This window comes from Streptomyces sp. SM11, from assembly GCF_002910905.1.
Classification (GTDB): domain Bacteria; phylum Actinomycetota; class Actinomycetes; order Streptomycetales; family Streptomycetaceae; genus Streptomyces.
In genome coordinates this window covers 40,800-67,507 of record NZ_NEUE01000108.1, presented here as the reverse complement: position 1 = coordinate 67,507, position 26,708 = coordinate 40,800, and the positions used below count along the sequence as shown (strand labels likewise).

The following is a 26,708-nucleotide window of genomic DNA, read 5'->3' as shown; positions in this document are numbered from 1 at the left end:
GGTCCTACGTTGTTGGTGGGTTGGACGGGCCAGTCGTAAGGTCCAGAGGCCCAGAGACTCCGGGTATGGCTTTCAAGCGGTTGCCCTTGATGGTTCATGCCACCTGGCCGCCCGGAGTCTCACGACGACTCGGCCGCTGATTAGGAGCTGCGAGCACCTGCGGGTGCATCGCTGAGTAGGACCACGCTGGCGAGGTCGTTCGGGAGAACAGCAATCACCGACGGACCGGAGGAACCCGTGCCCCAGATCTGGGCAGGCGTGGACATAGGCAAGACCCGTCACCACTGCGTGGTCCTGGACGCGGAAGGCAAGCGACTGCTGTCGCGCCGCGTGCTGAACGATGAGCCGGAACTGCCGGCTCTGCTCGCCGATGTGCTGGCGATCGACGAGGACGCCGTGTGGGCGGTCGATGTCGCCGACGGCATGGCGGCCTTGCTGATCAGCGTGCTGCTCAATCACAGCCAGCAGCTGCTCTACATCCCCGGTCTCGCGGTGAACCGGGCCTCGGCCGGCTACCGCGGCATGGGCAAGACCGACGCCAAGGACGCCACCGTCATCGCCGACCAGGCCCGAATGCGCCGCGACCTGACCGCGCTGCGGCCGGACGACGAGGACGCCGTCGAGCTGCGGATCCTCACCAACCGGCGAGCCGACCTGAACGCCGACCGCACCCGCCGGATCAACCGACTGCGCGGTCAACTCAACAGTATTCTCCCGGCGTTGGAACGGGCCCTCGATCTGGGCAACGTCGGCCCGCTGATCCTGCTGACTGGCTACCAGACCCCGGCCGCCCTGCGCCGCACCGGCGCCAAGCGGCTGGAGACCTGGCTGCACAACCGCAAGGTCCGCGGCGCCTCGGACCTGGCCGCAGCCGCTTCCGAAGCGGCCGGGCGCCAGCACACCGCCGTCCCCGGGGAGAAGATCACCGCGCAGGTGATCCACACCCTGGCGAAGGAGGTGATGGGCCTCAACGAGCAGATCACCGAGATCGACAAGCTCATTGCGGCCCGGTTTCGCGAGCACGAACTCGCCGAGGTGATCTCCAGCATGCCCGGAATCGGCCCACTCCTGGGCGCCGAGTTCCTGGCCGCCACCGCCGGCGACATGAGCCGCTACGGCACCGCCGATCGTCTGGCCAGCCTCGCTGGAGTGGCCCCCGTGCCCCGCGACTCCGGCAACGTCAGCGGAAACCTCCACCGCCCCAGGCGCTACCACCGCGGCCTGCAACGCGTCTTCTACACCTCCGCGCTGATCAGCATCCGCAACTGCGACGCGTCCCGGTGCTTCTACGAACGCAAGCGCGCCGAAGGCAAGCGACACACCCAGGCCGTCCTCGCCCTGGCCCGGCGACGGGTCAACGTCCTGCGCGCCCTGATTCGTGACGGACGGTGCTACCAACGTGAACTCCCGGTCACAGTGGCGGCTTGACAACCTCATTAGGAGGTGGCAGCTCTGGCGCCCGTTACGAGAACCGCGACCATATGCCTGGCCGGACTCCACATCGCGGGCATTTTCCTCTGGTCCGCCCGATGACCCGAAGGACGCCATCACGGGCCAGTGCCGTGTACGTTGCGGTGAGACTCTCGGTGTTCTCTCACACAATGCTCACGGTGCTGCCAGGCCGCCCGCTTAGCGTGCGGCGCATGTTCTTCACCTACCTGCGCCGTGAACTGCGCCGCCGGAGAAAGTCGGCGCTGGTCGTCGCTTCCGGGCTGGCTCTCGGTATCGCTCTTGTCATCGTGGTCAACGCGGTCTCGTCCGGTATGGGGAAGGCCCAGGACCAGGTCCTGGAATCCCTCTACGGGCTCGGCACCGACATGACCGTCACCAAGGCCCCGGAGCCGCCGTCGAAGACCGGCGGCGAGCGGCCGCGGTTCCGCTTCGACGCCGGTGGCGACGGGGAGGATGGTGAGCGGCAGAGCAGTGACCGGGTCATGGTGCAGGGCTTGCAGACTCTGGACGCCGCCACGATCTCGTCCGTGGCGAAGGCGGACGGTGTGGCGGACGCCGTGGGCGGGCTCAGCCTCAATGTGGTGAAGGTCGACGGCGAGTTCAGCCGCGGGCAGTTCCAGCAGCGGCCGGGCGCTGGACGGGGCGGCGGCTCGGAGGGTGAGGTGACAGGCGGCGGCGCCGACTTCTCCATCGACAGCTTCAGTGTGTACGGCACCGACGTCACGCATCCGGCGATGGGGCCGCTGTCCTCCTCGGAGATCACCGACGGGCGCGGCTTCGAGACGTCGGAGACGTCGGCGAAGGTGGCCGTGGTGGACAACGCCTACGCCCAGGAGAAGAAGCTCACCACCGGTGACACGGTGACGGTGAGCGACACGAAGTTCGAGATCGTGGGCGTGGCCACCGCGACCAGCGGGGACGCTGCCGCCAATGTCTACCTGCCGCTCGCCCAGGCGCAGGCCCTGGCCGATGCCCAGGACAAGATCACCACCGTCTACGTGCAGGCCAACGACACGCAGCAACTCGGTGCGGTGGAGTCCGCGGTGCTCAAGGCCGTTCCGGACGCCACTGTGACCACGTCCGAGGACCTGGCGAAAACCGTCTCCGGGTCCTTGTCCACCGCGTCCGGTCTCGCCGAGACGGTCGGCCGCTGGCTGTCCGTGGTGGTCCTGGCCGCGGCGTTCCTGGTCGCCGGCCTGCTCACCTCGTCCGCCGTCGCCCGGCGCGTGAGGGAGTTCGGCACCCTCAAGGCGCTGGGCTGGCGCTCGCGCCGGGTCACCGGGCAGGTCGTCGGTGAGGCCGTCGTGACGGGCCTGGTCGGTGGCGCCATGGGCATCGGGCTGGGCCTGGCCGGTGCGTGGGCGGTCACCGCCTTCGGGCCCTCGCTCTCCGCGGAGCTGGGCGCTTCCGGCGGCGGCATGCGCGGCCCGGGGGGCGGTGGCGGCATGGGCGGTGGCCCTGGCGGGGCCGCACGGGAGACCGCCGCGCGGACGCTGGACGTGGTCCTCTCCGCACCGGTCAGTCTCTCCGTGATCGTCCTGGCCGTCGGCCTCGCTGTCGCGGGCGGCCTCGTCGCCGGGGCCTTCGGCGGGTGGCGTGCCTCCCGCCTCCGCCCCGCCGACGCCCTCTCCCGCGTCGCCTGACCGGTCCTCGTCCCCCTCCGCAGGAGCAATCACCATGTACGAACTCACCGGCGTCACCCGGCGCTACACCCGCGGCAAGGGCGTCGTCGACGCGCTCGCCGGGGTGGACCTCACCATCACCGCAGGCGACTATCTGGTCATCAAGGGCCCCACCGGCGGCGGCAAGTCGACCCTCCTGCAGATGCTCGGCGGCCTGGACCGGCCGACCTCCGGCAGTGTGCTGCTCGACGGTGTCGACCTGGCGAAACTGCCCGAGGCCCGTCTGACCCGCCTGCGCAGTGAGAAGATCGGCTTCGTCTTCCAGAGCTTCAACCTCATCCCGACCCTCACCGCCCAGGAGAACGTCGAAACGGCCCTCGTACCGCTGGGCGTCAAGGCGAAGGAGCGGCGCGATCTGGCCGCCGAGGCCCTCACCTCGGTGGGGCTGGGAGAGCGGCTGGGCCACGTGCCGAGCGAGCTGTCCGGCGGCCAGCAGCAGCGGGTGGCCATCGCCCGGGCCCTGGTCAAGAAGCCGCAGGTGCTGCTCGCGGACGAGCCGACAGGCAACCTCGACGAGTCCACCCGCGACGAGATCATGGACGTCCTGCAGACCCGCTGCAAGGAGGACGGCCTCACCTTCATCATGGTCACGCACGACTCCCACCTGGCCAACAACGCCCCCCGAGCGGTCACGCTCCGCAAGGGCAAGCTGGCGGCCTGACACAACCCCGCTGTGCTCCCGCACCGGCCTGGCGCGTCCCGCACGCTGACGGCGCGCCGGACCCGGTGCGGGGTAGCCTCCAGGCGGGGACGGCGAGTGCCGGGACCTGGTGAGAGAAGGGATCGTAGTGCCGATATGACAGAGCGGACCGATGAGAAGCGGCAGCACCGGCTTCTCGTCGTCGAGGACGAGCCGAGCATCCGCACGCTGCTCGAATCGACGCTGAGTCTCACCGGATACCACGTGCGGAGCACGGACACGGGAGTCGCCGCGCTGGCCGAGGCCGCGCGCCTGCAGCCCGACCTGATCCTGCTGGACATCATGCTGCCCGACCTCGACGGCTACGAGGTGACCCGCCGGCTGCGCGCGGCCGGCAACCTTGTGCCCGTTCTACTTCTCACCGCCCGCACCGGTGTGGACGACCGAATCAAAGGGCTGAGCCTGGGCGCCGACGACTACGTCACCAAGCCCTTCAACATCGAAGAAGTGCTCTTGCGTATTCAGGCCATCCTGCGGCGAACCCTGGGCCCCGACGCCCTGCTGCCGGACACCGTCGTACGCTACGCCGACCTCGAGCTTGACGAGAGGGCACACGAGGTGCACCGGGCCGGCCAGTACGTACAGCTCTCGCCGACCGAGTTCAAACTGCTGTCGTACCTCCTGGCCAACCCTGGCCGGGTCGTGAGCAAGGCCCAGATCCTCGACCATGTGTGGCAGTACGACTTCGCGGGCGACACCCGGGTGGTCGAGACCTACATCAAGTACCTGCGGAAGAAGATCGACCGCTTCGACCCACCGCTCATCCACACCGTCCGCGGCGTGGGCTACAGCCTGCGGGTGCCGCGCACGGGCCACGGGACAGCGGACCGTTGACCGGCCTGCGCGCGCCCCGCTCACTGCGCCGGCGTCTCATACTCGGGGTCACCGTGCTGGCCACCCTGGCCGTGCTGGCCTCCGAGCTGATCGGCTTCTTCGTCCTGCGGTCCTGGCTTCTCAACGGCGTCGACCAGCGGCTCGCCGACTTCCGGCCCATGCCCGCCTCCGCCTTCCTCGACACACGCCGCCCACAAAGACCGGAACCCGAGGCGCTGCCCTCGGACTTCCGCGTCTACTTCTACGACGCCCACGGCAACCGTCTCCCTCAGAAGCTCGGCACGGACGATCTGCCGGGCCCCCGGCTCCCCGACAGCATCGACCGCCTCCTGCCCACGGAGGGCAGCCCGACCTCAGTGGCGGCCGACACCGGCGACGGAAACTGGCGCGTCCTGCGCCGAGACGGACCACGCGACCTGGCCGTCGTCATCGCCCTGCCACTCGACACGGTGGACGGAGCCACGTCCAAGATCCTCTGGCTCAACGGCCTGCTCCTCGCCATCACCGTGGCAGCCCTGTGGGTGCTGGGCCGTGAAGTGGTCCGACTCAGCCTCTTGCCCCTGACCCGGATGGAGCGCACCGCCAAAGCCATCACCGCCGGAGAACTCGACCTACGGCTGCCCGACACCGACCCGCGGACCGAGATCGGACGGCTCGGCACGGTACTGAACACCATGCTCGACCGACTCCATCAGGCCCTGCACGAGCGCGAGACCTCCGAAGGGCGGCTGCGCCGCTTCGTCGCCGACGCCGGACACGAACTGCGCACCCCCCTGACCGCCATCCAGGGATTCGCCCAGCTCGCGCTGCGCTCCGACTGCCGCACCACGAAGGAGCGGCAGGAAGCCGACCGGCACATCGCGCAGAACGCCGAACGGATGAGCCTGCTCGTCGACGACCTCCAACTACTCGCCCGACTGGACCGGCACCCCGACTACCAGCAGGAACACGTGGACCTGCTATCCCTGGCAGCGGACGCGGTCAGCTCAGCAGCCCTGCAGCGACCCGGACACCCCGTGAGCCTGTCCCCCCTGCGCGAGCGCACCGACACCGAGGCCGGGGAAGAGGAGGGGGAGAGGGAACTGGACGTGGTGGAAGTCGTGGGAGACCCCCACCGTCTCCGGCAGATCGTCGAGAACCTGCTGTCGAACGCCCACACCCACACCCCACCCGGCACCCGCATCCACGTCCGCGTGGGGGCAGGCCGGGCCGGCGCCCGCACCGGTGGCATCGACACGCCCGGACGCGTCAGCATGGCGCCGCCCTTTCCGGCCGGCACCCGAATCGCCGTCATCGAGGTCGAGGACGACGGACTGGGACTGGCGGCCGCCGACGCGGCACGCGCATTCGAGCGCTTCTACCGGGCGGACCCCGCACGCACCCGCGCACGAGGCGGCTCCGGACTGGGCCTGGCCATCGCCACCGCCATCGCCCAAGGTCACAGCGGCCGACTCGAACTCGACCCGGGCCAAGACCGCGGCGTCGCCTTCCGCCTCGTCCTGCCACTCCCTCCAGCGAGCTGATCGCGCGACCCGAGCAGTCCTGCCGACCGGCAGAACGCTCCTGCCCGAGTTGAAGGTCCGCCGAGCAGGCCCGCAGCGGCCTCCGCACGGCGGCCACGGTCTGCTCGCTCGCCACCCGCTCCCCGCTCAGCAGCGCGGCTGCGCGCCCGAAGCCGGCGCAGCAACCGCCATAAGCAGTGGCGCGGCACCGCCACCCGCTACGAGAAGACGACGACCATCTACCTGGCAGGACGCCACAGGACAGACACCTTCCTCTGGTCCACCCGATCATCCAAACGAAACCCCTAGGCGTCCGGCCCGAGGCCGACAGACCGCGTAGTCGTCGAGCAGCGCATTCACTCCTCGCTCTCGTCGTCCTCGTCCGGCTCGGGTGCGTCCGGGTCGCGCAGCGGGCGCAGGGCGCCGGCCGCCGGGGTCGAGGCGGTGAAGCTGTAGCGGCCGAGCGGGTTCAGGTTGCGGTGCTTGAGCGGGGAACAGGCCGAGGAGCCCCGGCTGCGCGAGACGCAGGAACGGCTGGCCGTCTGCCACTACGCCATGGCCCACCCCGAAGACGGCACCCTCGTTCCCGCCTGCGGGCAGCACGCCGTACTCGACCCCGCGGAGAACGCGGCGCTGCGCACGCTGCTGCCGATCGTCGAAGTGCGCACGACCGCGCGTCACACGCCTGACGCGCCGAAGGTGGAGTAGCGGCGTGGCGACAGTGATCTGCGTAGCGCTCAGCGGGGCCGTGACCGGGTCCCCGTTCCCGTCACGGCCCCGAGCTCAGGGCGTTGAGGTCGGTCACGCTCCGCAGCAACCGCCAGCCGGTGCTTCGTCCACGGCTGCGTCAGCGGCCAGCGCACCGGCACCGAGCTGAACCAGGGCGGGTTCCGGCGTCGCGCAGCAGCCCACGGCGTCGGGCTCTGCGGCGGCCTGGTCGTCGAAGAGTCCGGCCCGGCCGCAGACCCCGGTTTCGGGGACAGTGAGTTCGACGCGATCGGCCGCGGCCTTCTCGCCGAGGGCCGACAGGCCGGTCAAGGAGTCGGACGTCTGCATCACCCTGGGCTGCGGCGACACGCCTAGCCCGTCTTCCCGGCAAGCGCCACCCGGACTGGGAGTTGGAGGATCCGGCCGGCCAAGGCGTCGCCTCGGTACGCCCGATCCGCGACGAGACCAAGGTCATCGTCTAGGGCCTGATCAACGAGATCGCGCCGGAGCCAGCGGCATGAGCGCGATACGCGACGTCGTCACGGCGAACTTGCGCTCGAAGGTGCCGATCAGCGCCAGCGCGACGGACAGCCGCAGCGCCTCCAGCCGGCATCGGTGACTGCCCGCCACACCTCGTGGTGTGGCGGGCAGTGCTGTTCCGGCCCTGTCAGGGGGTGCTGATACCGACGTCGGCGGAGTTGAGCGGCTTGTGGACCACGGTGCCGGTGGACAGTTCGTCCGCTCCGACATCGGCCGTTCCACTGCGTGACTGACCGTCCATGTCCTCGGTGAGGAAACCGTAGTTACCCGACGAGGCGTTCACAGCGGGGCTGCCGGTGCCGAGGCGGTACACCTCACCCTGCTTGGCCAGGAGCGGGTTCACGGTCCGGACGCCGGTGGTGATCCCGATGGTGGCGGAACTGGTCGGCCAGCCGATGTTGCCCGCGTACGTCATGTTCTTGGGCGTCTTCAGCTCGTTGAAGAGCTTGCCGGAAGAACCGACGACGATGTTGTCGGCGACCAGGCTGTCGACCGGGGCGAGACTGTAGTTGGCGCCGACCTCGATGTTCGAGACGTTGTTGACGAAGGTGTTGTGCACTGCCGTGGCCCGGTACACTCGCCAGTGCGAGGAGGGTGCGCCCGAGGTGTCCACGTCTCCGCCGTCAAGTTGCAGCGCCGCGTCGTAGCCGCTGCCGGTCAGTCCTTCGAAGTGGTTGTTGTAGATCTTGTGGTCCTGGCCGTAGACCCGAACGCCACCGGTACCGGTCTTGCCGCCCCCGAAGAAGAAGTTGCCGTGGACCTGACTGCGGTTGCCGTGGCGCAGGGACACCGAACCCTGTGACGTCCGGAAGGTGTTGTACCGGACGGTGTTCGCGTTGCTCTTCACGGAGACGATCTCTGGGTCGCCGTCGCAGTTCTCGAAGAGGTTGTTCTCGACCGTGGTGAACCCGTCCGACTTGGAGATCGCACTCCAGCCGACCCGGATCGCCTCCATCTCATTGGTGGCGCGCGGACCGATGTTGCGGAAGTGGTTGTAGTCGATCTGGTCGTACTGCGACTGCTGGGTCGAAGACCCGTCGATGGTGATGAAGTTGCCGAGCTGGTGCTTCTCCTCGAACAGGTTGTGATCGATCCGGTTGTGGTGGCTGCCGACTCCCTGGATGATGATCCACTTCAACGAGCTCGACTCGGTGAGCCGGAAGTGGTTGCGAGTCAACCGGATGTGGTGCGAGCTGCTGATCTTCAACGTGTTGCGGTTCGTCCACTTCAGCCCGGAGAACGTCACGTACGACGAGCTGAGAACCTCAAGCTGCCCTCCGGTGATGATCGCCTTGCCCTGTTGGGCGGCCATGATCGTGATGGGTGCGCTGGAGGTGCCATTCTTGGCGTTGAGCTTGCCGATCGAGTAGGAGCCGTTGGCGAGGACGATCGTCTGGCCGGCCACGGCGTTGGCCATCGCGGTGGTCAATTGCGTCGACGACGAGACGTTGACGATGGTGGCGTTGGCCTGTGGGGTCGAGTTCACGCTCGGGGTTCGCGATGACGTGTCGCCGGTGGAGGCGAGAGCGGGTGCTGCGGTGGTGAGGGCCGCGATCATGATGGCCGCGACGGTGATCGCGGCGTAGGTGCTGAGCTTTGGTCTGTTCATGTCGCTTCTCCGCACGGTAGAGGTGGGCATGCGATGTCGAGCAACCCAGCGCTGGACAAGAAGGCCGTCCCGGTGCTGATGGGACGGCCTGCGGTGCTTGCGCGTGAGGGCTGTGCTCACGCCGGCCGGCGGAGGCCGGGTGACCAAGAGATGGCAGTCGATGACCCGTATCGGTGATGTGCGAATGCGCGGCGCAGACCGTGGGCCACGGTGTCTCTCACACCCCGCACGCCAGTGGCATACGGGGCGGAAATCCGCGCCGCTCGTTGTACCGTGCTGCGAGGTGCCGGGCCTCCCAGTCCGAGGCCCGGCACTCCCTTGCGTCAGGAGTGGGTGACCTGCAGCTTGTAGATGCTCACCTGGCCGTAGTTGGAGCTGCTGCACGGGGAGGAGTTGTCGCAGTTGGCCTGGGTGTACGCGCCAGCCTTGAAATAGTTGCCGGAGGCCGTGTGCGCGATGGTCGTCTGGAGGACGCCGTTGTAGTACACCTTGATCTGGCCGCCGCTGACGACGAACTTGCCCTCGAAGACCGTGTTCAGCTTGTAGTTGCTGGTCACGAGCTTGTGGTGGGTGGTGTCACCCTTGGTGATGTAGAGACTGGTTCCTTCGAGGCGGAAGACCGTGACGTCGTCGTCGCCGTCGTGGATCTGCGCGCCGACGACGTGCGGCTTGGTGCTCGGGAGCTTGTTGAAGGCTTCCCGGAAGGTGAGGGTGTGGGTGCCCGAGGTAGCCGACCAGGAGGCGTTCTTCGTGCCGTTGCTCGTCATCTCGCGCAGTTCGGAGCGCGCGTAGCTGGAGCCGGAGGTGGTCACGCCGTTGACCGGGGAGCGGAACTGCACTCCCGTGCACGCGGCGTTCACCATGAACCAGGGGTTCGAGGAGTAGGTGGCGAGTGCGGGCTGCTTGATCTCGGTCGGCGAGCCGGAGGACCCGGTCGGCAGGGTCTCCTTCCAGTTGGTGAGGTTGAGCTTCTGGGCCGGGTGGTCGCAGGGAGCGGCCGCGGCCGCGGTGCCGGAGGCGACGACGGGCGCGGTCAGTGCCGCCAGGGCGGACAGTGCGGCCACGCCGGCCGTGGTGAGCGTGCGCTTGCGAGTGAGACGCATGTCAGCTGTTTCCTTACGGTTGGTTGTGTCGGGTGCCGTGTGTGGTGCGGTCAGCAGGGGCGCGACGGGACGTACTCGTTCCCGTACGTGCCTGTCGCGTCGCCGCCGGTGTTGCCTGCCAGGGCGTTTCCGCACACCTGGCCCTGCGGAGTGGCTTCGAACTTGATGCCCCCCGCAGCGTTGGAGAGGAGGGCATTGCCGTAGATGTGGTTGCGGATGCCGTCCGTGGGGGTGTCTCCGCCGACGCGGACCCCGGCGCCGACGTTGTCGTGGCTGCGGTTGCCCCGGAAGGTGTTGCCGCTGCCGCGTGAGTCGAGACCGGCCGACTTGGGATCCTTCTGACCGGTGCAGTCGTTGCGTTCCACGAGATTCGCGGTGGAGTTCTCCTTGATGTCCACGCACTCGTTGCCCTGCGTGTTGATCAGGTTGTGATGGATCCAGTTGTCACGGCTGACGTCCGGCCGGTCGTCGGGCGCACCGTTCATGCCCTGCTGCTCGGGCGCCGTCCCCAGATAGATGCCCTCGCCGACCTTGCCGCCGTCGTCGAAGCGGAAGTCCCACACCCCGCAGCCGGTGATCCGGTTGTGGGCGACCTCGGCACCGGTGATCAGGTAGCGCAGCCGCACGCACTCCTCCCCCGCGTTGCGGAGGTTCATACGGGTGATGCGCAGACCGCCCACCCCGTCACCCGCTGTCGTGCTCATGACATATATGAGCTTCTTGCGGTAGCCGGACTTCTGCGTGGGGTCGTCGATGAGCCCGTCGACGGTGAAGCCGGTGAGGCGGACGTCGTCGTGCTGGATCTCGGCGATCGCGCGGCCGATACCGGAGCCCTGGACGACGGCGGACGCGGGGCCGGTGACGGTGACGCCGGGACTCCGGCTGACGAAGTCCTGGAGGTAGCGGCCAGGGGCCAGATGGACCGTTGATCCCCGCCCGGCCGCGTCCAGCGCCCGCTGGATGCCGGCGAAGGGCGAGTTGCGCGTACCGGTGTTCGTGTCGCTGCCGTGCGGAGAGACGTAGTAGTCGTGGACGCTCCTGGGCACGCCCGCGGATGCGGCGGGCGCCGCCGCCAGTAGGGCACCCAATGCGGCTGAAGCGGCGATGCAGCGGGTGAGTCTCATACCGGTCTCCTCGTATCCGTGGGTGTGAGCAGGGAGAGGGTCAGGAGCAGGGGAAGGGTAGGGCCGAGCAGCAGGGGTCCCAGAGGGATCGGCAGCACGGCGAGCGGGGCGAGTACGAGGACGAGCAGCAGGGCGACGGTTCGCCGTGGCGAACCGAAGGCCAGGACGGCCGCCCTGCGGCGCGGGTCTGCGTCGGCGCCGACCGCGCAGACGGCGGCCAGCGACAGGGCGTACACCGCCGACACGGCCATCAGTCCCACCTGGACGGGAAGCAGCACCAGGCCCGTCGCGCTTCCCGTGTCCAGGAGGAAGAGGCAGTTCAGGGTGAGGACGGCGAGCACGGCGGTGGCGACGAGGCTCTCTCTCCACAAGGTGCCCCAGAGCCGTGGGAAGGCACGCAGCGTTCCGGTGAAGGGACGTCCGGCCCCTTCACCACGCCAGTCCTGCAGCGCGCTTCCGGCGGCGGCCAGCGCCGGGAGCCAGGTGACGACTCCCAGGGCCAGCAGGCAGAACGCGGCGCCTGCCAGCGCCGGCTGCGCGACGAATTCCATCGCCCGCAGTGCACCGCGTTCCCAGCCCTTCATGGCGTACTCCCGGTTCTCGGTCGGTCAGATGCTCAGAAGGCCCGTGAAGGGCTGATCGGCCCGCAGTCTGTTGCTGCCGTCGAACTCGATGCTGCGTGCCCGTACGGCTGCGATGTGCGTACCGGAGAGGAGAACCGCCGCCGCGTCGGCGCGGACGCGCTCCGTCTCGATGACCCCCGTGCTCGGCGCGAGGAGGACGAGTTCACTCTCGGCGCCCTCGCCGACGGACACCGCGTGTCCCTGGTCCGAGGGCAGGAGAACGGCAGGGCCGGGCTGCGGGTCGAGCGACCCCGTGCTGTCGAGGACGGTCAGGAACGTGGCTGTTCGGCTCCTGGTGGTGGTGAGCCGCAGGGTGTGCATCGTCTTGCTGACCTTGAGGCTCGGGGTGCTGGAGGTGGGGTTCGCCTCCACCTCGGTGCGCTCCTGAGCCGCCGCGGCGTCCGTGGGCAGGAGCCGGGTGAGCCGTGCGCTTGCGGGCCCCGACTCCAGCCGCCAGCCGTCCGGGTCCAGCTGGGTGGTGGGCCAGTCGGTGTGCAGCAGGTAGGCCCACTCGCGTGGGGAGTCGGCCTCGAGCTGGTCGAGGATGACGACACGCCCGCGCGGAGTCACCACCAGCGTACGGTCGAGGGTTCGCACTCCCAGCCGTTCGGAGAACATCGCCGCGGACTCCGACGTGGCATGGGCGAACCCGCCCTCCGCGAGCACGTCCCGTACGCTCGCCCGGCGCTCGTGCGGTATGCCTTCGTACACGTGGTAGCGGCCCTCGTCCGCCCACCCCTGACCGTCGACCAGGATCAGGTTGTGGTGCCCGGCGCGCTTCTGGTTGCTGTACCCCTCGTCCACGGCGAGGAAGGCGCCGTGCGAGTGCAGGACGAAGGCTCCGGCGTCGGGGTGGTGGTGGCCCGCGCTCATGGCGTCCCAGCCGCCGGCGGCCTTCAGCCGGTGTCCCTCCTCCCAGGCCCGGTGGCCGCCGCCGGGCGCGGCCTTGAAGCTGACGCAGGTGGCGGCGCTGTCCCAGCCCGTGCGCGCCGTGATCTGCCCGAGGTCCGGGAAGTACGTGGTGAGGGGCTCCCGGTCGGGGGCGACGGGCACCACCTCCGGGTCGTACCAGAGCAGTTCGAGGAAGGCTTCGGGCATGACGCCGGGGCGCACGCCCGACTCGTACGCCTCGCGCCAGAAGTGACGCTCCGCGACCAGATCACCCAGCCACTGCGCCGTACCGTCCTGGTAGGCGGAGGCCAGGCGGTAGTAGAGGGCGACGCTGTGGCCGCTGCGCCGGTCATGGCAGTCGCCGTGGTCGATGTTCTCCTCGAAGCCCGGCGCGCTCTGGTGCAGGCGCCAGTGCGTGGTGTTGCGCAGGAACCCGCCTGTCGACCAGAGATCGGCCCCCTCCTGCTGCTGCACGAGGTCGGTGTGGATGGCGAGCCAGGGCACGCCGTACCGCCAGTAGACGACCCCTTCGGAGTCCGAACCGTCCTCGGGAAGCATCCCCAGGACCGTCTCCAGATTCGCCCGGGCCGCTTTGGTCCACTCGGAACGTCCCAGTGCGTAGCCCGCGGTGGCGATTCCGGTCCAGCAGATCCAGTTGTGGTTCTGCCAGTAGGCGCTCGACCACCAACTGCCGGTGGTCTCCACCGCGTAGGAGTGGAGCCGCTCTCCCTGGAGTTCCAGTTTGGCCCGCAGGATCTCCCGCCGTTCCGGCTCCAGGTCCTCGCCCAGCCAGGAGTAGGCGAGCGAGAGACCGTGCAGCAGCCATCCCGCGTCCAGGTCGTGGTCCGGCATATGGGCTCGGCCCCAGTGGGGGAAGGCGACGCAGGTCGAGATCCAGCGCCATGCCTCCTCCAGGTATCCGCGCTGGCCGGTGAGCCGGTAGGCGAGTGCGAGGTTGGCGGCGGCGGGCCCGAAGTAGGTGATGCTCGCCTCGGGGTGCTCGGTGGGCGGCGACTGCCTGCGGTACCAGTCGCACTGTTCGTACAGCCGCCGCCACTGGGCGGCGCGCGCGCCGTTCAGCTCGCTTCGGAGCAGTTCGAGTCGCCCTTCGAGAAGCAACATGTGCGGACTCACCTTCCGATGGAGTGGGTGGCGACGGTTCCGTCGGCCAGATCGATGTGGACGGTTCGTTCGGACAGGCTCACCCGGCGGATGGGTGGCGTCGCTTCGGCGGACTGGTAGACGGAGACGAACACCGCGCTTCGATCGGTCGTGGACCAGTCGACGCCGCGGCAGGGACGCGCCGGGTCGTCGGCGGGGCCGGGGTGTGCGACGACGGTGAAGTCGGCCGGTGTACGCGACACATGCTGGCCGGTCATAACGGCGCTCCCGCCGTCGCCCCAGACGGTGCGGGCACGATCAGGACCCTGGGCCGCGACCTCAAGATCCGTTCCCGGGCGCAGCTGGGCCGTGAGCCGGCGCTCGGTGTCGGCTTCAAGGACGAGGATGTCGAGGAGGTACCGGGAGTCCGTGACGACCCGCCGACTGGCGGCCACGCCTTCGTAGGCCCCGGTGCATCTCCCGGTGTCGCCGTCGAGAACGGCATCACAGGGGGCCTGCTCCGAGTCGTCGACACAGAACGTCGGGTGGGCCTTCGTGCCGGCGTAGTACGTCCGATAGCTCCGGTGGGCGTAGGGGACCTGGCCCGGATCCGGTTGCCAGGCGGTGCCGTCGTCGGCGTAGAGGTAGAGGGCCAGTTTGTCCAGATGCCCGTGCCCTCCACCGTGCGGTCCGGAGTCCAGCAGCGCGTGGACTCCGGCCGTACGGAACACCGCGTATCCCGCGTCCGGGAAGGACCGCCGGACGGTTGGGGCGGGCAGCGAAGGACCGGTGAACCATCCCGCGAGGTCCGCGGGTAGCTCGGTTTCGGTGTCTTTGTCCGCAGCGCCCGCCACCGCGGACAGCGGGGCGCCGGCGAACAACTGATCTGCCAGTGTCGCTACTTCGCGTATCTCGGCGGACTGCGCTTCGCGCCGGTACGGGCCGTCGTGCAGGGCCGGAAGAGTACCGGCGGGAGTCGCGATGCCGGCCAGAGCCGTGATCATCGCGCCCAGCACTCCGGCGATGTCGCGCGGCAGCTGTTCGGGACTGCTGCCCCGCAGGGCGAGCAGATAGGCGTGCAGGACGAAGAGGTGGTAGTAGGTACTGCCCTCCCACTCCCAACCGTCCTCGTGCACCGCCGTGCGCATGTGCTTGAACAGGCCGTAGTGGCTTGCCAGTTTCACGGTGTCGGGTTCGACACCCTCGACGGCGAGTGCGGCCGACCGGCAGCAGGTCTCCGCGGCGGCGAGCCATGCCGTGTAGTTGGAACGGCTCTCCCCCTTGTGCCGCAACTCCGCGCGTGCCTCGCCGGCGCAGTCCCCGAGCGACCGGAGGAAGGGCAGCAGGGCACCGAGTTCGGCGCGCATCCCCCGGTGCTCGGCGAGCGTGCGCACTGCATGGGAGACGGCCACCGCCCAGATGGCTTCGGTGAGGGCTTGGTGGAAAAGCCTGCCGTGCAGCATCCATCCGGCTGCCCCCGGGTGGGTGCTGGGAAGACCGGCGTACAGCTCCGCGTACTCCAGAAGCAGCCGCAGGGCCTCGGAGCGCTCGGCAGACCCGCCGCAGGCGAGATGCCGCAGGCGCTGGGCGGCGGCTTGATGGGCCAGCACGGTCCGCGCACCGCGCACCGCCTCGCTGTCCACCCGACAGCCGTACCGGCATGCGGCTCCGGTTCTCGGGAAGGGATCACCGAGCAGATCGCCGTGGTCGAGCTCGACACCATGGGCCGGGCACACGTAGGCGTGCCACCAGCCGCCCCTCTCGCGTGTGATGGTCAGCGCGGCCATACGCCACCACCGATGTCGAGCGTCGCTGCGGTGATGTAGCCGGCCTCGTGCGAGGCGAGGTAGACGGCCGCACCCGCGACGTCCTCCACGGTGCCACCACGGCCGATGGGAAGTTTCTCGACAATGCCTTGCTGAGCGTCGGAGGAGGTGAACGTGTTGTGGAAGGTGGTCCCGCCGATGTACCCGGGGGCGAGCGCGTTGACGGTGACGCCGGTGCCTCCGACCTCCTTGGCCAGCCCCTTGGCAAAGCCGATCACTCCGGCCTTGGCCGCGGCATAGGCGGCAGCTCCGGGGCCGCCACCGTCGTGGGCCGCCTGGGAGGCCATCAGGATGAAGCGGCCCGAGGGGCCCGCCTCCTTCACATACGGCAGCGCCGCCCGGCACGTGCGGAAGACGGAGAAGAGATTGACATCGACCACGCTGCGGAAGTGCCCTTCGCTCATCTCTGCGACCGGAACCCGGCCTACCAGGTGTCCCGCATTGGCCACGACGATGTCGAGTCCGCCCAGAACGGCGACACTCTCGTCGACCAGTCGTGTGACCTCGCCGGGGTCGGTGACATCAGCGGCGAGACAGGCGGACTTGCGCCCCATCGCGATGATCTCGGCCACCACCCTCTCAGCGGCATCGGCGGAGTGTCCATGATGAACGATCACGTCCGCGCCCGCCCTTGCCAGCCCGAGCGCGACCGATGCGCCGATGCCGTGGCCTGCGCCGGTGACGAGCGCTCGGCGACCTGTGAGATCAAAAGGCATGAGAATTCTCCATGGTTATGTCGAAAAGTAGGAAGAGGGGCTATTTGATGCCTGAGTTGGCAAATCCCTGGACGAAGTAGCGCTGGGTGAAGAGGAACAGCACCACCATCGGAACGGTGGCCAGCGTCGTGCCCGCCATCAGATACGCCCAGGCGTTCTGGTCGGCCTGCTGGAAGGCGGACAGACCCACCTGGATGACGCGCAGATCGGTGTCGCTGGTAATGATCAACGGCCAGAGGAAGTTGTTCCAGCTGCTCTCGAAGGTGAGCAGTCCGACGGTGGCGATAGCCGGCTTGACCAGTGGCGTCATCACCCGTGCGTAGATTCCGAACTCACCCATGCCATCGATGCGGGCGGCCTCCTCCAGCTCACGCGGCAGGGAGAGGTAGAACTGGCGGAAGAGAAAGATGGCGAACGGCGTCAGCGCCCCAGGAACGATCAGACCCCACCAGGAGTCGAGCCAGCCGTGCCCGCCCCGCCCCAGATAGTCGTTCCCGCCGAAGAACGGAATGCCCTTGGCTATCAGGTATTGCGGAACGATCTTCGTATACGTCGGAATCATCATGGTGGCCAGCACCCCCATGAACACCACGGTCCTGCCTCGGAACGGCACGCGGGCCAGGGCGTACCCCGCCATGGACGCCAGAGCGAGGTTGAGCGCCGTGTGTCCGAGCGAAATGAGCAGGCTGTTCTTGAAGTACGTGCCGAAGGGGGCATATTCGAGCGCTTCGGAGTAATTGCTCCAGTCCCATACCTGCGGCAGCAGGTTGGGGGGATAGGAAGCGAGGTCGGGATCCGTCTTCAGCGAGGTGATGACCATCCACAGGAAGGGGACGACCATCGCGAGCGATACCGTGACGAGCACCAGGTGCAGTGCCGTCCTCCGCAACCGGCGGGCCAGCAAGGGGCGATCCGCGAGCCGAGTTCCGCGAGCCATGTCCCTCCGAAGGAGCTTCTCAGCGGACATCGTCTTCCTTTCCGGTGAGACGCCGGCTGATCAGCATCAGCACCAGCAGGAACGCGAAGAGCACCACGCTCTGGGCGCAGGCCGCGCCCATGTTGAACTCCTTGAACGCCGTTCGGTAGATCTCGTAGGTCATGACCGTGGTCGAGTTGCCGGGCCCACCATCCGGTGTCAGCACGTACAGCTGGTCGAACGCCTGGAAGGAGTCGATGATCGACACCACCAGGACGAAGAACGTCGCCGGTTTCAGCAGGGGTAGCGTGATGGAGAAGAACTGCCGGACCTGCGAGGCCCCGTCGATCCGGGCCGCTTCGTACACGTCCTCCGGCATCGCCTGCAGAGCGGCCAAGTAGATGAGCATCTTGATGCCGATGCCCTTCCAGATACTGACGACGATCACCGCGGTGAGCGCCCAGTCCGGGTCGGCGAGCCAGGCCGGCCCGTCGATGCCCACCCAGCCGAGCATGGTGTTGACCACACCGAGCCGTGGTTCGAACATCCACATCCACACGAGCGCGATGGCCACCGTCGCGGTGACATGGGGCATGAAGACGGCGGTGCGATACCAGGCGGCTGCCCGCATCTTCACGCTGAGCAGGATGGCCAGGACCACCGCGATAGCCATGGCGACGGGCACGGTGAAGAAGGTGAAAACCACCGTGTGCCAGATGGAGGCGTTCCACGTCTCGTCGTTGAAGATCTCCTGGAAGTTGTCCAGGCCGTTGAACGTGACCGTGCCGGCAAGTATGTCGTAGTCGGTGAAGGCCAGGGCAAAGGTCGCGACCACGGGAATGCCGATCCACCAGACGAGGTGGATGACCGAGGGCGTAAGCAGAAGCACGGCCGCCCTGCGCCGGTCATGGCCGAACTTCTTCGTACGCGGCGGGCGACCGCTCCAGGGCGAGGACCCCGAGCGCTTGGTAGAACGATGCACTGGCGGCCCTTCCCTGCTCGTGTCTGCAGCCGGGCGGGTGGACGTCGGCATCACGCCCCCTTGGCGATGATCGCCTCGGCCTTTTCGGCAAGTCCGTGGAGGGCCTCGGCGGGAGTGGCCTTGCCGAGCAGCGCGCTCTCCAGCGCCGGCTTGAACTCCTCACGAATCTCGAGCCAGGTCGGCACCCCGCCCTCGGAGAAGGCGTGGTCGAGGTTGTCCACGGCGAAGGAGACGAGCTTGTTGCTCTTCACGTACGAGGAGTCGGCCGCGCTGAGGACAGCCGGGATGTTCCCCCGTTGCTCGGCCGCCCGGGGCGACACCTTCTCGCCGGACAGGAACTCCACCAGCTTCTTGGCCTGCTCGGGGTGGCTTGTTTTCGCCGACATGGTGGCCAGCGTGCCGCCCTGGAAGAGCGCGGGACGCTGCTGGTTCAGCATGAACCCGGCGACCTTGTCCTCGGCGATCAGCTCGGGCGCGCTCTCGGAGATCTGGCGCCACATGTCGTTGTGGCCGATCATCATGGCCGACCGCCCCTGCACGAGGGGAGCGACGACGGCCCCCTTCTGGGTGAACCCGTAGTCCTCGATCTTGTCCGTACGGATGATGTCCACCATCCACTGGAGGGCGTCCACCGCTTCGTCGGAGTCGAGGACCGGTTTGCCGCCGTCGAACAGGTCGGCACCGTGGGCCCACATCACAGGAAGGTAGGTCTGGCGGAGGTCGTTGCTGAGGATGTCGACGCCGGCCCGCGTCAGCTTGCCGGACTTGCGGACCGTCAACTCCTCCGCGATCTCTTTCAGTTCAGTGAGGTCCTTGGGCGGGGCATCGATGCCCGCCTCGGCGAAGATGTCCTTGCGGTAGATGCCCATCCTGGTGTCGAGCAGGATGGGCCGGGCGTAGACCTTGCCGTCGTATACACCGGACTGGGTCACGCGGGGGTTGTACAGCCGAGCCAGTTCATCCTCCGTCGTCTCCAGGTCGGCCAGAACCCCCTTCTCCGCGAAGGGTGGTATCCAGCCGACACCCATGAGCATGACGTCGTAGGGCTGGCCGCCCACGATCGAGGTGGTCAGCTTCTCGTTGAGCTTCCCGTACTCGGTGAAATCGACCTGGATGCTGACGCCGGGGTTGCCCTTCTTGAAGTCGGCGAGCAGGGACGTGAGGAGCTTCTGCCCGTCCGCGCGGTCGAAGATCGGCGTGAGCAGGCGGAGCGACGCACTGCCACCGCCCGACTTGCCGGGGGCAGCCCCGCCGCACGCGGTCAGTGCAGCTCCGGCGACCGTCGCGGCGCCCAGACCCAGCAGGCTTCGTCTGGACAGGGAAGAGGGATGTGAACGCATAACTGACTCCCGACAACAGAGCATGCACTGGGTGGGTGAGACTTGCGTTGACTGCGGTGCACCGATTTACTGGTGCATCGATGCATGAGACTAGGAACACCCATACTTGATGTCAACATCGTGGAAACAATGGGTTTTCAAGGAGAGCGGGGGCAAACTGTGGCCGGAACAACGATTTACCAGGTGGCGCAGGAGGCGGGAGTCTCACCCAGCACGGTGTCCAATTTGCTCAACGGCCGCACCGGCAAGATGCTCCCGGAGACCAGGGCACGGGTCGAGTCGGCGATCCGACGTCTGGGCTACCGCCCCAACCGGGCCGCCCAGCAGCTGCGTACCGGGCGGATCCAGATGCTCGGGCTCATCGTGCCGTCGGTCGCCAACCCGTTCTGGGGCACGTTCGCACGTCACCTCGAAGCCGCCGCCCTGGCGGAAGGCTTCTACATGCTCCTCTGCAACAGTGAGCGTGACCGCGATCGTGAGCGCCACTACATCGAGGAACTCTGGGGCGACGGCATCGGTGGCGTGGTCCTGTGCTCCTCGCTCCCGTCACTCGACCACGTGAAGCCGACTGTCGAGGCGGGGCTCAGGCTGGTGGCCTTCGACCGCACCGCCCAACCCGGCGACCCGCACAGCGTGGTGAACATCGGGACGGACAACGTGCTCGGAATGCGCCTGGCCACAGAACATCTGCTGGGGCTCGGACACCGCAGGCTGGCCTTCGTATCAGGATCGATCGGCAGCATCAACCGGGCCGAACGCTACAGCGGGTTCCGGCAGGCCATCGAGGCCGCTGGCCTGCCCCCGGAGGCCGGGATCGTGTGGTCGGGAGCGGACACCCTGGACTTCGACGACCGGGACACCGCTGAGCTGGGACGTTCAGCAGCGCGCGAGCTCCTCACGGCCGCAAACCCCCCGACCGCCATCGTCGCCATCAACGACATGTGCGCCCTCGGGGTCATCGCGGGCGTGAGGGAGGCCGGCCTGACCGTGGGCCGTGACATCTCGGTTGTGGGTTACGACGACATCATGCTCGCGAGCATGGCGATGCCCGGGCTCACCACCGTACGGCAGCCGGTGGAGGAGATGGCCATCACCGCGTTCACCAGGTTGAGGCAGGGCATGGAGAACTCCGGTGACTCGGCAGGGCACTCCGTGCTCCATCGGCCCCGGCTCATTGTCCGTGACTCGACCGCGACGCCGACTGCCCCCACCGTGAAGGCTCCCGTGCACCAGGACGGAGGACTTTGAACGAGCACCGCTGATACCCGGAGCCCCGGGGAAACCGGCCGCCGGGCGCGAGCGGGCGGCCACCTGGGGCTACGGACGCTGGAAGCGAACAGCGCTCTCCTCAGCGGCAGCGGCCGGTCCACTGGCCGCAGCGCACGGACCGGCCGGAGGCCGACACGACATCCACAAGCAGAGCCGGTCCCGGGAGCCGGTGCTCTCGACATGCCTGGCACCACTGCCGAGCCCTGGAGGCGATCCAGTTGAGTACGGGACGAGGAGTCGAATCCTCTTCCGCAGCCGACCCCGGTGACTCCACCGAAGCCCCACGCTCCGGAGGATCCCTGTTCTCCTCACTGAAGGTCAGAAACTACCGATTGTTCTTCCTCGGCCAGGTCGTCTCCAACAACGGCACCTGGACACAGCGCATCGCCCAGGACTGGCTCGTACTCAGTCTCACCGGCTCCTCGACCGCCGTCGGCATCACCACCGCGCTGCAGTTCCTGCCCCTGCTCCTCTTCGGACTGTACGGCGGCGTCCTCGTCGACCGCCTGCGCAAGCGCCCCGTGCTCGCGCTGACCCAGACAGTCATGGCACTCGCCGCTCTCGCCCTGGCTGCCTTCACGCTGACAGACAACGTCCAGGTATGGCACGTGTACGCCGCCGCGTTCGCGGGTGGCCTCGCGACCGTTCTCGACAACCCTGCCCGCCAGTCCTTCCTCTCCGAGCTGGTCGGCCCGGATCAGCTACGGAACGCCGTCGGCCTCAATTCGGCGAACTTCCAGTCCGCCCGCCTCATCGGTCCCGCCGTAGCGGGGCTGCTGATCACGGGCATCGGCACCGGATGGGCGTTCCTGCTCAACGGTCTCTCCTTTGCCGCTCCCCTGACCTGCATGCTGCTGATGCGCACGGCTGAACTGCGTACCGTCGAGCGCGCCCCGCGTGGCAGGGGACAACTACGCGAGGGCCTTCGCTACGTCGCCGACCGCCCGGAGCTGGTGTGGACCATTGTTCTGGTCGGGTTCGTCGGTACCTTCGCCCTGAACTTCCCTGTCCACCTCTCCGCCTTCGCCGACGACGCCTTCCATGCCGGTGCCGGTACCTACAGCCTCCTCAACACTCTGGTGGCGGCCGGCTCCCTGGCCGGTGCGCTGCTCGCCGCCAGGATGGGAACGGCAGGGCTGAGACTGCCCTTCCTGGCCGCGCTGGCCTTCGGCATCGTGGAGATCGCGGCCGCCCTGACGCCGTCCCTCTGGAGCTTCGCCCTGCTGATGCTGCCCATGGGGCTGCTCGCCATGGTCGTCAACGTCAGCACCAACACCACCATCCAGACGTCGACGGACTCCACGATGCGGGGCCGTGTGACAGCCCTGTACATGATGGTCCTACTGGGGGGTGCGCCCGTCGGCGCTCCGGTCGTCGGGTGGATTTCCGACACGTACGGACCTCGCGTCGGCCTTGTGACGGCCGGCGCCGTGGCCGCCTGCACCGCCACGACAACAGGGCTCGTCCTGGCCAGGGTCGGCGGCCGTAGAGTGGCAGTCGGGTGGAGCAAGCATCGCCTACGGGTTCGGATCGTGCGCCGGGAGCCAAGGGCGGAGAGAGAAGACCCTGCATGACCGGAGCATCTACGCACGGGAATCCGGGGTGCATCCGGACCCGCGGGCAGAGCGCATCACATCCGAGCTGGTCAGCCTTCGCCCTCGCGGCGCGCCGCCTCGTCCACGAGGCCGCTGCCGTGAACGGGCCGGGCACGTCCGGGCGGGGATCAGCTGCGTCGACACCGCTCCGAGTTCCCGCACGCCACTGCGCTTCGAGGATGCCGAACACCAGGGAGTCCCGCCAGCCGTCCCGGATCCATGCCGTGTGTCGGTGGTGCCCCTCGTACGTCATTCCGAGCTTTGCCAGCACCCGGGAGGATCCACGATTCCGCGGGGCGCAGGTGGCGTGGATCCGGTGAAGCCCCAACTGGTCGAACCCGAGCGAGAGAAGCGAGCGCCCGACTTCTGTGCCGATGCCTCGGCCCCATACCCGCGGATGCACAAGGTAGGAGATCTCACCCTGCCGCCGTCTGTGACTACGCACATACAGCTCGCCCATACCGACGACGACGCCCCCGCAGCGGGCCACACGGGCGAACCGCCGCCGAGGTTCGTCCGACCGCGCCGCGACGGCGGCCTTCACGAAGTGGCGCGTCTGGTCCTCGGTGTTCGGCCCCCAGAGCTGGAAACGACAAGCCTCGGCGAGGCTGGCCCATGAGTGGACGTCCTGCCAGTCGTCGAACGCGATCTCGTCCAGAGTCACCGAGGGCCGGCTCAGGGGCCGATCATGCCAGATAGATCGGACACGGCGGAGCAGTCGAGAAGCAGGCGCTGATCGCCCCTGGGAGGTGATCGCAGAAAGCGGCGGAGCGGATCGGCGGGTGAGGGCGGTATTAAGCCTGCTGCTGGTTGAGGGCGGACAGGGCTGCGTCCAGTCGGCGGGTGGCGTCTTCAGCAAGGGGCTCGAGGTCGTCCTGGCCGGTCAGCGTGACCATCGTGGCGGGGTCGAGGGCCTGGACCACGATGCGCCCACCGTCAGAACGGACGACGACGTTGCAGGGCAGTAGCAGGCCGATGGAGCGGTCCACCTCGATCGCCTGATGGGCGAGCGGTGGGTTGCAGGCGCCGAGGATCAGGTAGTTCTCCATGTCGTGGCCGAGCTTCTCCTTCAGCGTGGCCCGAACGTCGATCTCGGTCAGAATGCCGAAGCCCTGCTCGGCCAGGGCCTCACGTACGGCCCTCACGGCCTCCTCGAAGTCGCCGTCCACGTACACGGTGCGGCTGTAGGTCATCGTCATCGCCTCTTCCTCGTCCGCTGGCCCCGCTTCGCGCGGAGGTCTCCGGGTACCCGCCCGGTGACGCCCCACCCACGGAATATACCCCCCGGGGTACAGATGTTACGGTAAAGACAGATACCCCCCGGGGTAATTTCCATGCGAAAGGAGTATCCGCGTGTTCTTCGTTGACACCATTCAGCTGGAAGGTCTCGGCAACCGCAGCTATCTGGCCGGCGGTGAGTGCACGGCGGTGGTGGTGGACCCGCCGCGTGACATCGACCAGGTACTGGCGGCAGCCAACCGGCGCGGTGTGCGGATCTCACACGTGGTGGAGACGCACATCCACAACGACTACGTCAGCGGCGGCCTGGAACTCGCCCGGATCACCGGCGCCCGGTACCTCGTGCCGGCTGGTGCGAACGTCCCGTTCACGCGGGTGGCTGTCGCCGACGGCGACACCGTGGATATCGACACGGTCAGCCAGGTGACGCTGCTGGCGATCGCGACCCCCGGCCACACCCCGCACCACATCTCGTACGCGCTGCGCGAGGCGGGGCGTCCGGTGGTCGTCTTCACCGGTGGGTCGCTGCTGATCGGCACGGTAGGTCGGCCGGACCTGGTCGAGCCGCGGCTGACCGAACAGCTCGCCCGCGCCCAGCACGCCTCCGCCCGGCGTCTGACCTCCGGCCTTCCGGACGAGACGGCGGTGCTGCCCACGCACGGCTTCGGCAGCTTCTGCTCCTCGGCCCAGTCCGAGGGGGAGGAGAGCACCATCGGCAAGGAAAAGAGCGTCAATGCGGCGCTCACCTTCGATGTGGACACCTTCGTCGCCGACCTGCTGGCCGGGCTGGAGGACGTGCCCGCCTACTACGCGTACATGGGCCCGGCCAATACCGCAGGTCCGGCGCCGGTGGATCTGACCCCGCCCGCGCTCGCGGACCCCGCCGAGATCGCTACGCGGCTTGCGGCCGGGGAGTGGGTGGTCGACGTGCGCAACCGGGTGGCCTTCGCCGAGGGGCACGTGGCGGGCTCGTTCAACTTCGAGGCCGACGGCAAGATCGCCACCTACCTCGCCTGGATGATCCCCTGGGGCAAGCCGGTCACCCTGCTCGCCGAGTCGGCCGAGCAGCTCGCCGACGCCCAGCGCGAACTGGTGAGGGTGGGCATCGACCGGCCGGCCGCCGCTGCCACCGGTGGCCCCGCCTCATGGCTTCCCGCCGGACAGGCACCCGTCTCCTTCCCGCGTTCCACCTTCGCCGGGCTCGCCGCACAGGACAGCGACGTGGTGGTGGTCCTGGACGTGCGCCGCGACTCCGAGCGGGCGAACGGCTGGATCGAGGGATCGGTGCACATCCCCATCCACGAGCTCCACGGGCGTCTTGCCGAGGTGCCGCAGGGAGAAGTGTGGGTGCACTGCGCCGGCGGAATGCGCGCCGCGATCGCCGCATCCCTGCTGGACGCGGCAGGCCGGGCTGTCGTCGCCGTCGACGACGGTTTCGACGCCGCCACCGACGCCGGCCTGCCGCTGACCACCCGCTGACCCTCACCCCAGCACGAGAAAGGGGAGAACGTCATGTTCCTCTCCCGCCGCAGCCAGTCCCGCGTCAGCGTGGAACAGGCCCGCAGCCGTACCAGTGGCCAGGCCCCGGACGCGGTCCTGCTCGATGTCCGCGAAAAGCCTGAGTGGATCGCCGGCCATGCCCCCGGCGCGGTGCACGCCCCGCTGTCGAAGCTCGTCGCCGGCAGTGACCTGCCGCCCGGAGCGTCGGGCCGGCCGCTCGTGGTCATCTGCCGCAGCGGACACCGTTCCCAGCAGGCAGCCAAACTCCTCACCCGGCTCGGAGAGCAAGCAGTGGACGTCAAGGGCGGCATGAACGCGTGGGCCGCCTGCGGATACCCGGTCAGCGACGAACGCGGGAACAGCGGCCGGATAGCGTGAGTGCCCTCGTTCTCGCCCTCATCGCCGGAGCCGTCATCGGCCTCGCCCTCGGAGCCCTGGGCGGCGGCGGCAGCGTCCTGGCCGTGCCCGCCCTGATCTACCTGCTCGGCTTCACCCCGGCTGCGGCCACCACCGCCAGTCTGATCATTGTGGCCGCGACCTCCGCCACCGCCCTGTACGCCCACACACGCGACGGCCACGTCGCCTGGAAAGCCGGATCACTCTTCGCCGCCGCGGGCATCATCCCCGCCTACCTCACCGGAGCAGCATCCGGCCACGTAGCCGAAGCAGTCCTGACCGTAGCGTTCGCGGTGATTGCCGCACTGGCGGCCGTGCGCATGTTCCGCCCCTCCACGTCAGAGCCGGCAGGCCGGACACAGGCCGGTAAGGCAGCCGGGGCAGGCGCAGGACTCGGCGCGGTGACCGGATTCCTCGGCGTCGGCGGCGGATTCCTCGCCGTCCCCGCCCTGGTAGGCGTCCTCGGCCTGACCATGCGCCGCGCGGTGGGCACCAGCCTGCTCGTCATCACCGTCAACTCGCTGGCCGCTCTGACCGCCCGCGCGGGAAGCGGTGGCGGCCTCGACTGGGCGCTGATCGGCCCCTTCACCGGAGCGGCGATACTCGGCGCCTGGGACGGCAAACGCCTCAGCGCCAAGGTCTCCGGCGACGGCCTTCAGAAAGTCTTCGCCGGCGTGCTCCTGGCAGTGGCCGTGTTCATGCTCATCGACGTGATCGCATGAACACACCAGCCACTGCCGCACTCAGGCCAGCGACAGGAACAGCTTCTCCAGCCGGGCCCGCATCTCGTCCCGGTCGCCGGCCGCCTGCCCGCCCTCAGCCATGCAGTGCTGCAGGCCGGTCGCGATGATCGCGAACCCGGCCCGGTCCAACGCGCGGGAGACCGCCGCGAGCTGCGTGATCACATCCTCGCAGTCCCGGCCTTCCTCGATCATCTTGATGATCCCCGCGATCTGCCCCTGAGCCCGCCGCAGCCGGTTCAGCACCGCCTTCAGCTCGTCGGCCGCCATCTCAAGCTCCACCATCCACCTCCACCGAAAGAAATACCCCTAGGGGTATC

General features: G+C 68.4%; 24 protein-coding genes and 3 pseudogenes. 12 read left to right on the top strand and 15 right to left on the bottom strand.

What is annotated here, in order from left to right; all coding sequences use genetic code 11:
• Positions 1 to 237 precede the first annotated feature (237 nt).
• The 6 genes from B9S58_RS07930 (at position 238) to B9S58_RS07905 (ending at position 6,878) form a co-directional block, all read left to right on the top strand.
• Complete coding sequence (locus B9S58_RS07930) at positions 238 to 1,428, top strand: IS110 family transposase (protein WP_103531401.1); 1,191 nt, start codon at positions 238 to 240, stop codon at positions 1,426 to 1,428.
• Between the two features lie 215 nt (positions 1,429 to 1,643).
• A complete protein-coding gene (locus tag B9S58_RS07925; protein ID WP_103531400.1) occupies positions 1,644 to 3,095 on the top strand; it encodes an ABC transporter permease in 1,452 nt (483 codons plus the stop codon).
• Positions 3,096 to 3,129: 34 nt separating this feature from the next.
• Positions 3,130 to 3,795 carry an ABC transporter ATP-binding protein gene (locus tag B9S58_RS07920; protein ID WP_103531399.1) on the top strand — a complete coding sequence of 222 codons (666 nt, stop codon included), beginning with the start codon at positions 3,130 to 3,132 and terminating at the stop codon, positions 3,793 to 3,795.
• Between the two features lie 135 nt (positions 3,796 to 3,930).
• The gene (locus B9S58_RS07915; protein ID WP_103531398.1) at positions 3,931 to 4,668 is read left to right on the top strand and encodes a response regulator transcription factor; all 738 of its coding nucleotides are present in this window, start codon (positions 3,931 to 3,933) and stop codon (positions 4,666 to 4,668) included.
• Positions 4,665 to 6,191, top strand: coding sequence for a cell wall metabolism sensor histidine kinase WalK (locus tag B9S58_RS07910; protein ID WP_258044221.1), 1,527 nt, complete (start codon positions 4,665 to 4,667; stop codon positions 6,189 to 6,191). The genes B9S58_RS07915 and B9S58_RS07910 overlap by 4 nt, the downstream gene beginning before the upstream one ends.
• Positions 6,192 to 6,653: 462 nt before the next feature.
• On the top strand, positions 6,654 to 6,878 hold the full coding sequence (locus B9S58_RS07905) for a hypothetical protein (RefSeq protein ID WP_181009228.1): 225 nt from the start codon (positions 6,654 to 6,656) through the stop codon (positions 6,876 to 6,878).
• A 93-nt stretch (positions 6,879 to 6,971) separates the two neighbouring features.
• Here the strand turns inward: B9S58_RS07905 and B9S58_RS07900 are convergent.
• Positions 6,972 to 7,187 (bottom strand): annotated as a pseudogene (locus B9S58_RS07900) (flavoprotein); the annotation flags it as partial.
• A 16-nt stretch (positions 7,188 to 7,203) separates the two neighbouring features.
• Here B9S58_RS07900 and B9S58_RS38815 point away from each other — a divergent pair.
• A pseudogene (locus tag B9S58_RS38815) lies at positions 7,204 to 7,360 on the top strand (phosphotyrosine protein phosphatase); the annotation flags it as partial.
• Positions 7,361 to 7,367: 7 nt separating this feature from the next.
• Here the strand turns inward: B9S58_RS38815 and B9S58_RS37875 are convergent.
• From B9S58_RS37875 to B9S58_RS07845, 11 genes are all read right to left on the bottom strand, one after another.
• Positions 7,368 to 7,508 (bottom strand): hypothetical protein, encoded by a 141-nt coding sequence (locus B9S58_RS37875; RefSeq protein ID WP_181009227.1) that lies wholly within the window; start codon positions 7,506 to 7,508, stop codon positions 7,368 to 7,370.
• Positions 7,509 to 7,545: 37 nt separating this feature from the next.
• Positions 7,546 to 9,027, bottom strand: coding sequence for a polysaccharide lyase 6 family protein (locus B9S58_RS07890; RefSeq protein WP_103531397.1), 1,482 nt, complete (start codon positions 9,025 to 9,027; stop codon positions 7,546 to 7,548).
• A gap of 323 nt (positions 9,028 to 9,350) precedes the next feature.
• Positions 9,351 to 10,130 (bottom strand): polysaccharide lyase family 7 protein, encoded by a 780-nt coding sequence (locus tag B9S58_RS07885; RefSeq protein ID WP_103531396.1) that lies wholly within the window; start codon positions 10,128 to 10,130, stop codon positions 9,351 to 9,353.
• 50 nt (positions 10,131 to 10,180) lie between these two features.
• On the bottom strand, positions 10,181 to 11,254 hold the full coding sequence (locus B9S58_RS07880) for a DUF1565 domain-containing protein (protein ID WP_103531395.1): 1,074 nt from the start codon (positions 11,252 to 11,254) through the stop codon (positions 10,181 to 10,183).
• Positions 11,251 to 11,838: a hypothetical protein gene (locus B9S58_RS07875; protein WP_103531394.1), complete on the bottom strand. Its 588-nt coding sequence runs from the start codon at positions 11,836 to 11,838 to the stop codon at positions 11,251 to 11,253. The genes B9S58_RS07880 and B9S58_RS07875 overlap by 4 nt, the downstream gene beginning before the upstream one ends.
• A gap of 24 nt (positions 11,839 to 11,862) precedes the next feature.
• Positions 11,863 to 13,890: a heparinase II/III family protein gene (locus B9S58_RS07870; RefSeq protein ID WP_103531393.1), complete on the bottom strand. Its 2,028-nt coding sequence runs from the start codon at positions 13,888 to 13,890 to the stop codon at positions 11,863 to 11,865.
• Between the two features lie 8 nt (positions 13,891 to 13,898).
• Positions 13,899 to 15,656 carry a heparinase II/III family protein gene (locus B9S58_RS07865; protein WP_103531392.1) on the bottom strand — a complete coding sequence of 586 codons (1,758 nt, stop codon included), beginning with the start codon at positions 15,654 to 15,656 and terminating at the stop codon, positions 13,899 to 13,901.
• Positions 15,644 to 16,411 carry an SDR family NAD(P)-dependent oxidoreductase gene (locus B9S58_RS07860; protein ID WP_103531391.1) on the bottom strand — a complete coding sequence of 256 codons (768 nt, stop codon included), beginning with the start codon at positions 16,409 to 16,411 and terminating at the stop codon, positions 15,644 to 15,646. Before B9S58_RS07860 ends, B9S58_RS07865 begins: the two co-directional genes overlap by 13 nt.
• Before the next feature lie 40 nt (positions 16,412 to 16,451).
• Positions 16,452 to 17,378 (bottom strand): carbohydrate ABC transporter permease, encoded by a 927-nt coding sequence (locus B9S58_RS07855; RefSeq protein WP_258044220.1) that lies wholly within the window; start codon positions 17,376 to 17,378, stop codon positions 16,452 to 16,454.
• A complete protein-coding gene (locus B9S58_RS07850) occupies positions 17,368 to 18,309 on the bottom strand; it encodes a carbohydrate ABC transporter permease (protein WP_258044219.1) in 942 nt (313 codons plus the stop codon). The genes B9S58_RS07855 and B9S58_RS07850 overlap by 11 nt, the downstream gene beginning before the upstream one ends.
• A gap of 50 nt (positions 18,310 to 18,359) precedes the next feature.
• Complete coding sequence (locus B9S58_RS07845) at positions 18,360 to 19,649, bottom strand: ABC transporter substrate-binding protein (RefSeq protein WP_103531389.1); 1,290 nt, start codon at positions 19,647 to 19,649, stop codon at positions 18,360 to 18,362.
• Between the two features lie 129 nt (positions 19,650 to 19,778).
• On the opposite strand from B9S58_RS07845, the gene B9S58_RS07840 reads away from it, so the two are divergent.
• Positions 19,779 to 20,897, top strand: coding sequence for a LacI family DNA-binding transcriptional regulator (locus tag B9S58_RS07840; protein ID WP_181009226.1), 1,119 nt, complete (start codon positions 19,779 to 19,781; stop codon positions 20,895 to 20,897).
• Between the two features lie 239 nt (positions 20,898 to 21,136).
• Complete coding sequence (locus tag B9S58_RS07835) at positions 21,137 to 22,492, top strand: MFS transporter (RefSeq protein ID WP_103531387.1); 1,356 nt, start codon at positions 21,137 to 21,139, stop codon at positions 22,490 to 22,492.
• A 280-nt stretch (positions 22,493 to 22,772) separates the two neighbouring features.
• Here B9S58_RS07835 and B9S58_RS07830 read toward each other — a convergent pair.
• Together B9S58_RS07830 and B9S58_RS07825 are read right to left on the bottom strand one after the other, a co-directional pair.
• Positions 22,773 to 23,177: pseudogene (locus tag B9S58_RS07830) on the bottom strand (GNAT family N-acetyltransferase); the annotation flags it as partial.
• Positions 23,178 to 23,307: 130 nt separating this feature from the next.
• A complete protein-coding gene (locus B9S58_RS07825; protein WP_103531406.1) occupies positions 23,308 to 23,706 on the bottom strand; it encodes a DUF302 domain-containing protein in 399 nt (132 codons plus the stop codon).
• Between the two features lie 160 nt (positions 23,707 to 23,866).
• Between B9S58_RS07825 and B9S58_RS07820 the strand changes: the two genes are divergently transcribed.
• From B9S58_RS07820 to B9S58_RS07810, 3 genes are read left to right on the top strand one after another with little or no spacing between them, the layout of a single operon-like run.
• The gene (locus B9S58_RS07820; RefSeq protein WP_103531386.1) at positions 23,867 to 25,231 is read left to right on the top strand and encodes a rhodanese-like domain-containing protein; all 1,365 of its coding nucleotides are present in this window, start codon (positions 23,867 to 23,869) and stop codon (positions 25,229 to 25,231) included.
• Positions 25,232 to 25,264: 33 nt separating this feature from the next.
• Positions 25,265 to 25,630 carry a rhodanese-like domain-containing protein gene (locus B9S58_RS07815; RefSeq protein ID WP_103531385.1) on the top strand — a complete coding sequence of 122 codons (366 nt, stop codon included), beginning with the start codon at positions 25,265 to 25,267 and terminating at the stop codon, positions 25,628 to 25,630.
• Entirely contained in the window at positions 25,627 to 26,370 is a 744-nt protein-coding gene (locus B9S58_RS07810) for a sulfite exporter TauE/SafE family protein (RefSeq protein WP_103531384.1), read from the top strand. The genes B9S58_RS07815 and B9S58_RS07810 overlap by 4 nt, the downstream gene beginning before the upstream one ends.
• Positions 26,371 to 26,391: 21 nt before the next feature.
• Here the strand turns inward: B9S58_RS07810 and B9S58_RS07805 are convergent, their stop codons facing one another.
• Positions 26,392 to 26,670, bottom strand: a complete 279-nt coding sequence (locus B9S58_RS07805; RefSeq protein ID WP_103531405.1) for a metal-sensitive transcriptional regulator — start codon at positions 26,668 to 26,670, stop codon at positions 26,392 to 26,394.
• Between the last annotated feature and the right edge of the window lie 38 nt (positions 26,671 to 26,708).

Excerpts from the sequence above, each read along its gene's own strand:
- B9S58_RS07880 (WP_103531395.1), bottom strand. The coding sequence starts at position 11,254 with ATGAGACTCACCCGCTGCATCGCCGCTTCAGCCGCATTGGGTGCCCTA.
- B9S58_RS07920 (WP_103531399.1), top strand. The coding sequence starts at position 3,130 with ATGTACGAACTCACCGGCGTCACCCGGCGCTACACCCGCGGCAAGGGC.
- B9S58_RS07860 (WP_103531391.1), bottom strand. The coding sequence starts at position 16,411 with ATGCCTTTTGATCTCACAGGTCGCCGAGCGCTCGTCACCGGCGCAGGC.
- B9S58_RS07885 (WP_103531396.1), bottom strand. The coding sequence starts at position 10,130 with ATGCGTCTCACTCGCAAGCGCACGCTCACCACGGCCGGCGTGGCCGCA.
- B9S58_RS07855 (WP_258044220.1), bottom strand. The coding sequence starts at position 17,378 with ATGTCCGCTGAGAAGCTCCTTCGGAGGGACATGGCTCGCGGAACTCGG.
- B9S58_RS07845 (WP_103531389.1), bottom strand. The coding sequence starts at position 19,649 with ATGCGTTCACATCCCTCTTCCCTGTCCAGACGAAGCCTGCTGGGTCTG.
- B9S58_RS07925 (WP_103531400.1), top strand. The coding sequence starts at position 1,644 with ATGTTCTTCACCTACCTGCGCCGTGAACTGCGCCGCCGGAGAAAGTCG.
- B9S58_RS07915 (WP_103531398.1), top strand. The coding sequence starts at position 3,931 with ATGACAGAGCGGACCGATGAGAAGCGGCAGCACCGGCTTCTCGTCGTC.
- B9S58_RS07870 (WP_103531393.1), bottom strand. The coding sequence starts at position 13,890 with ATGTTGCTTCTCGAAGGGCGACTCGAACTGCTCCGAAGCGAGCTGAAC.
- B9S58_RS07825 (WP_103531406.1), bottom strand. The coding sequence starts at position 23,706 with ATGACCTACAGCCGCACCGTGTACGTGGACGGCGACTTCGAGGAGGCC.
- B9S58_RS07840 (WP_181009226.1), top strand. The coding sequence starts at position 19,779 with ATGGGTTTTCAAGGAGAGCGGGGGCAAACTGTGGCCGGAACAACGATT.
- B9S58_RS07865 (WP_103531392.1), bottom strand. The coding sequence starts at position 15,656 with ATGGCCGCGCTGACCATCACACGCGAGAGGGGCGGCTGGTGGCACGCC.
- B9S58_RS07815 (WP_103531385.1), top strand. The coding sequence starts at position 25,265 with ATGTTCCTCTCCCGCCGCAGCCAGTCCCGCGTCAGCGTGGAACAGGCC.
- B9S58_RS07875 (WP_103531394.1), bottom strand. The coding sequence starts at position 11,838 with ATGAAGGGCTGGGAACGCGGTGCACTGCGGGCGATGGAATTCGTCGCG.
- B9S58_RS07890 (WP_103531397.1), bottom strand. The coding sequence starts at position 9,027 with ATGAACAGACCAAAGCTCAGCACCTACGCCGCGATCACCGTCGCGGCC.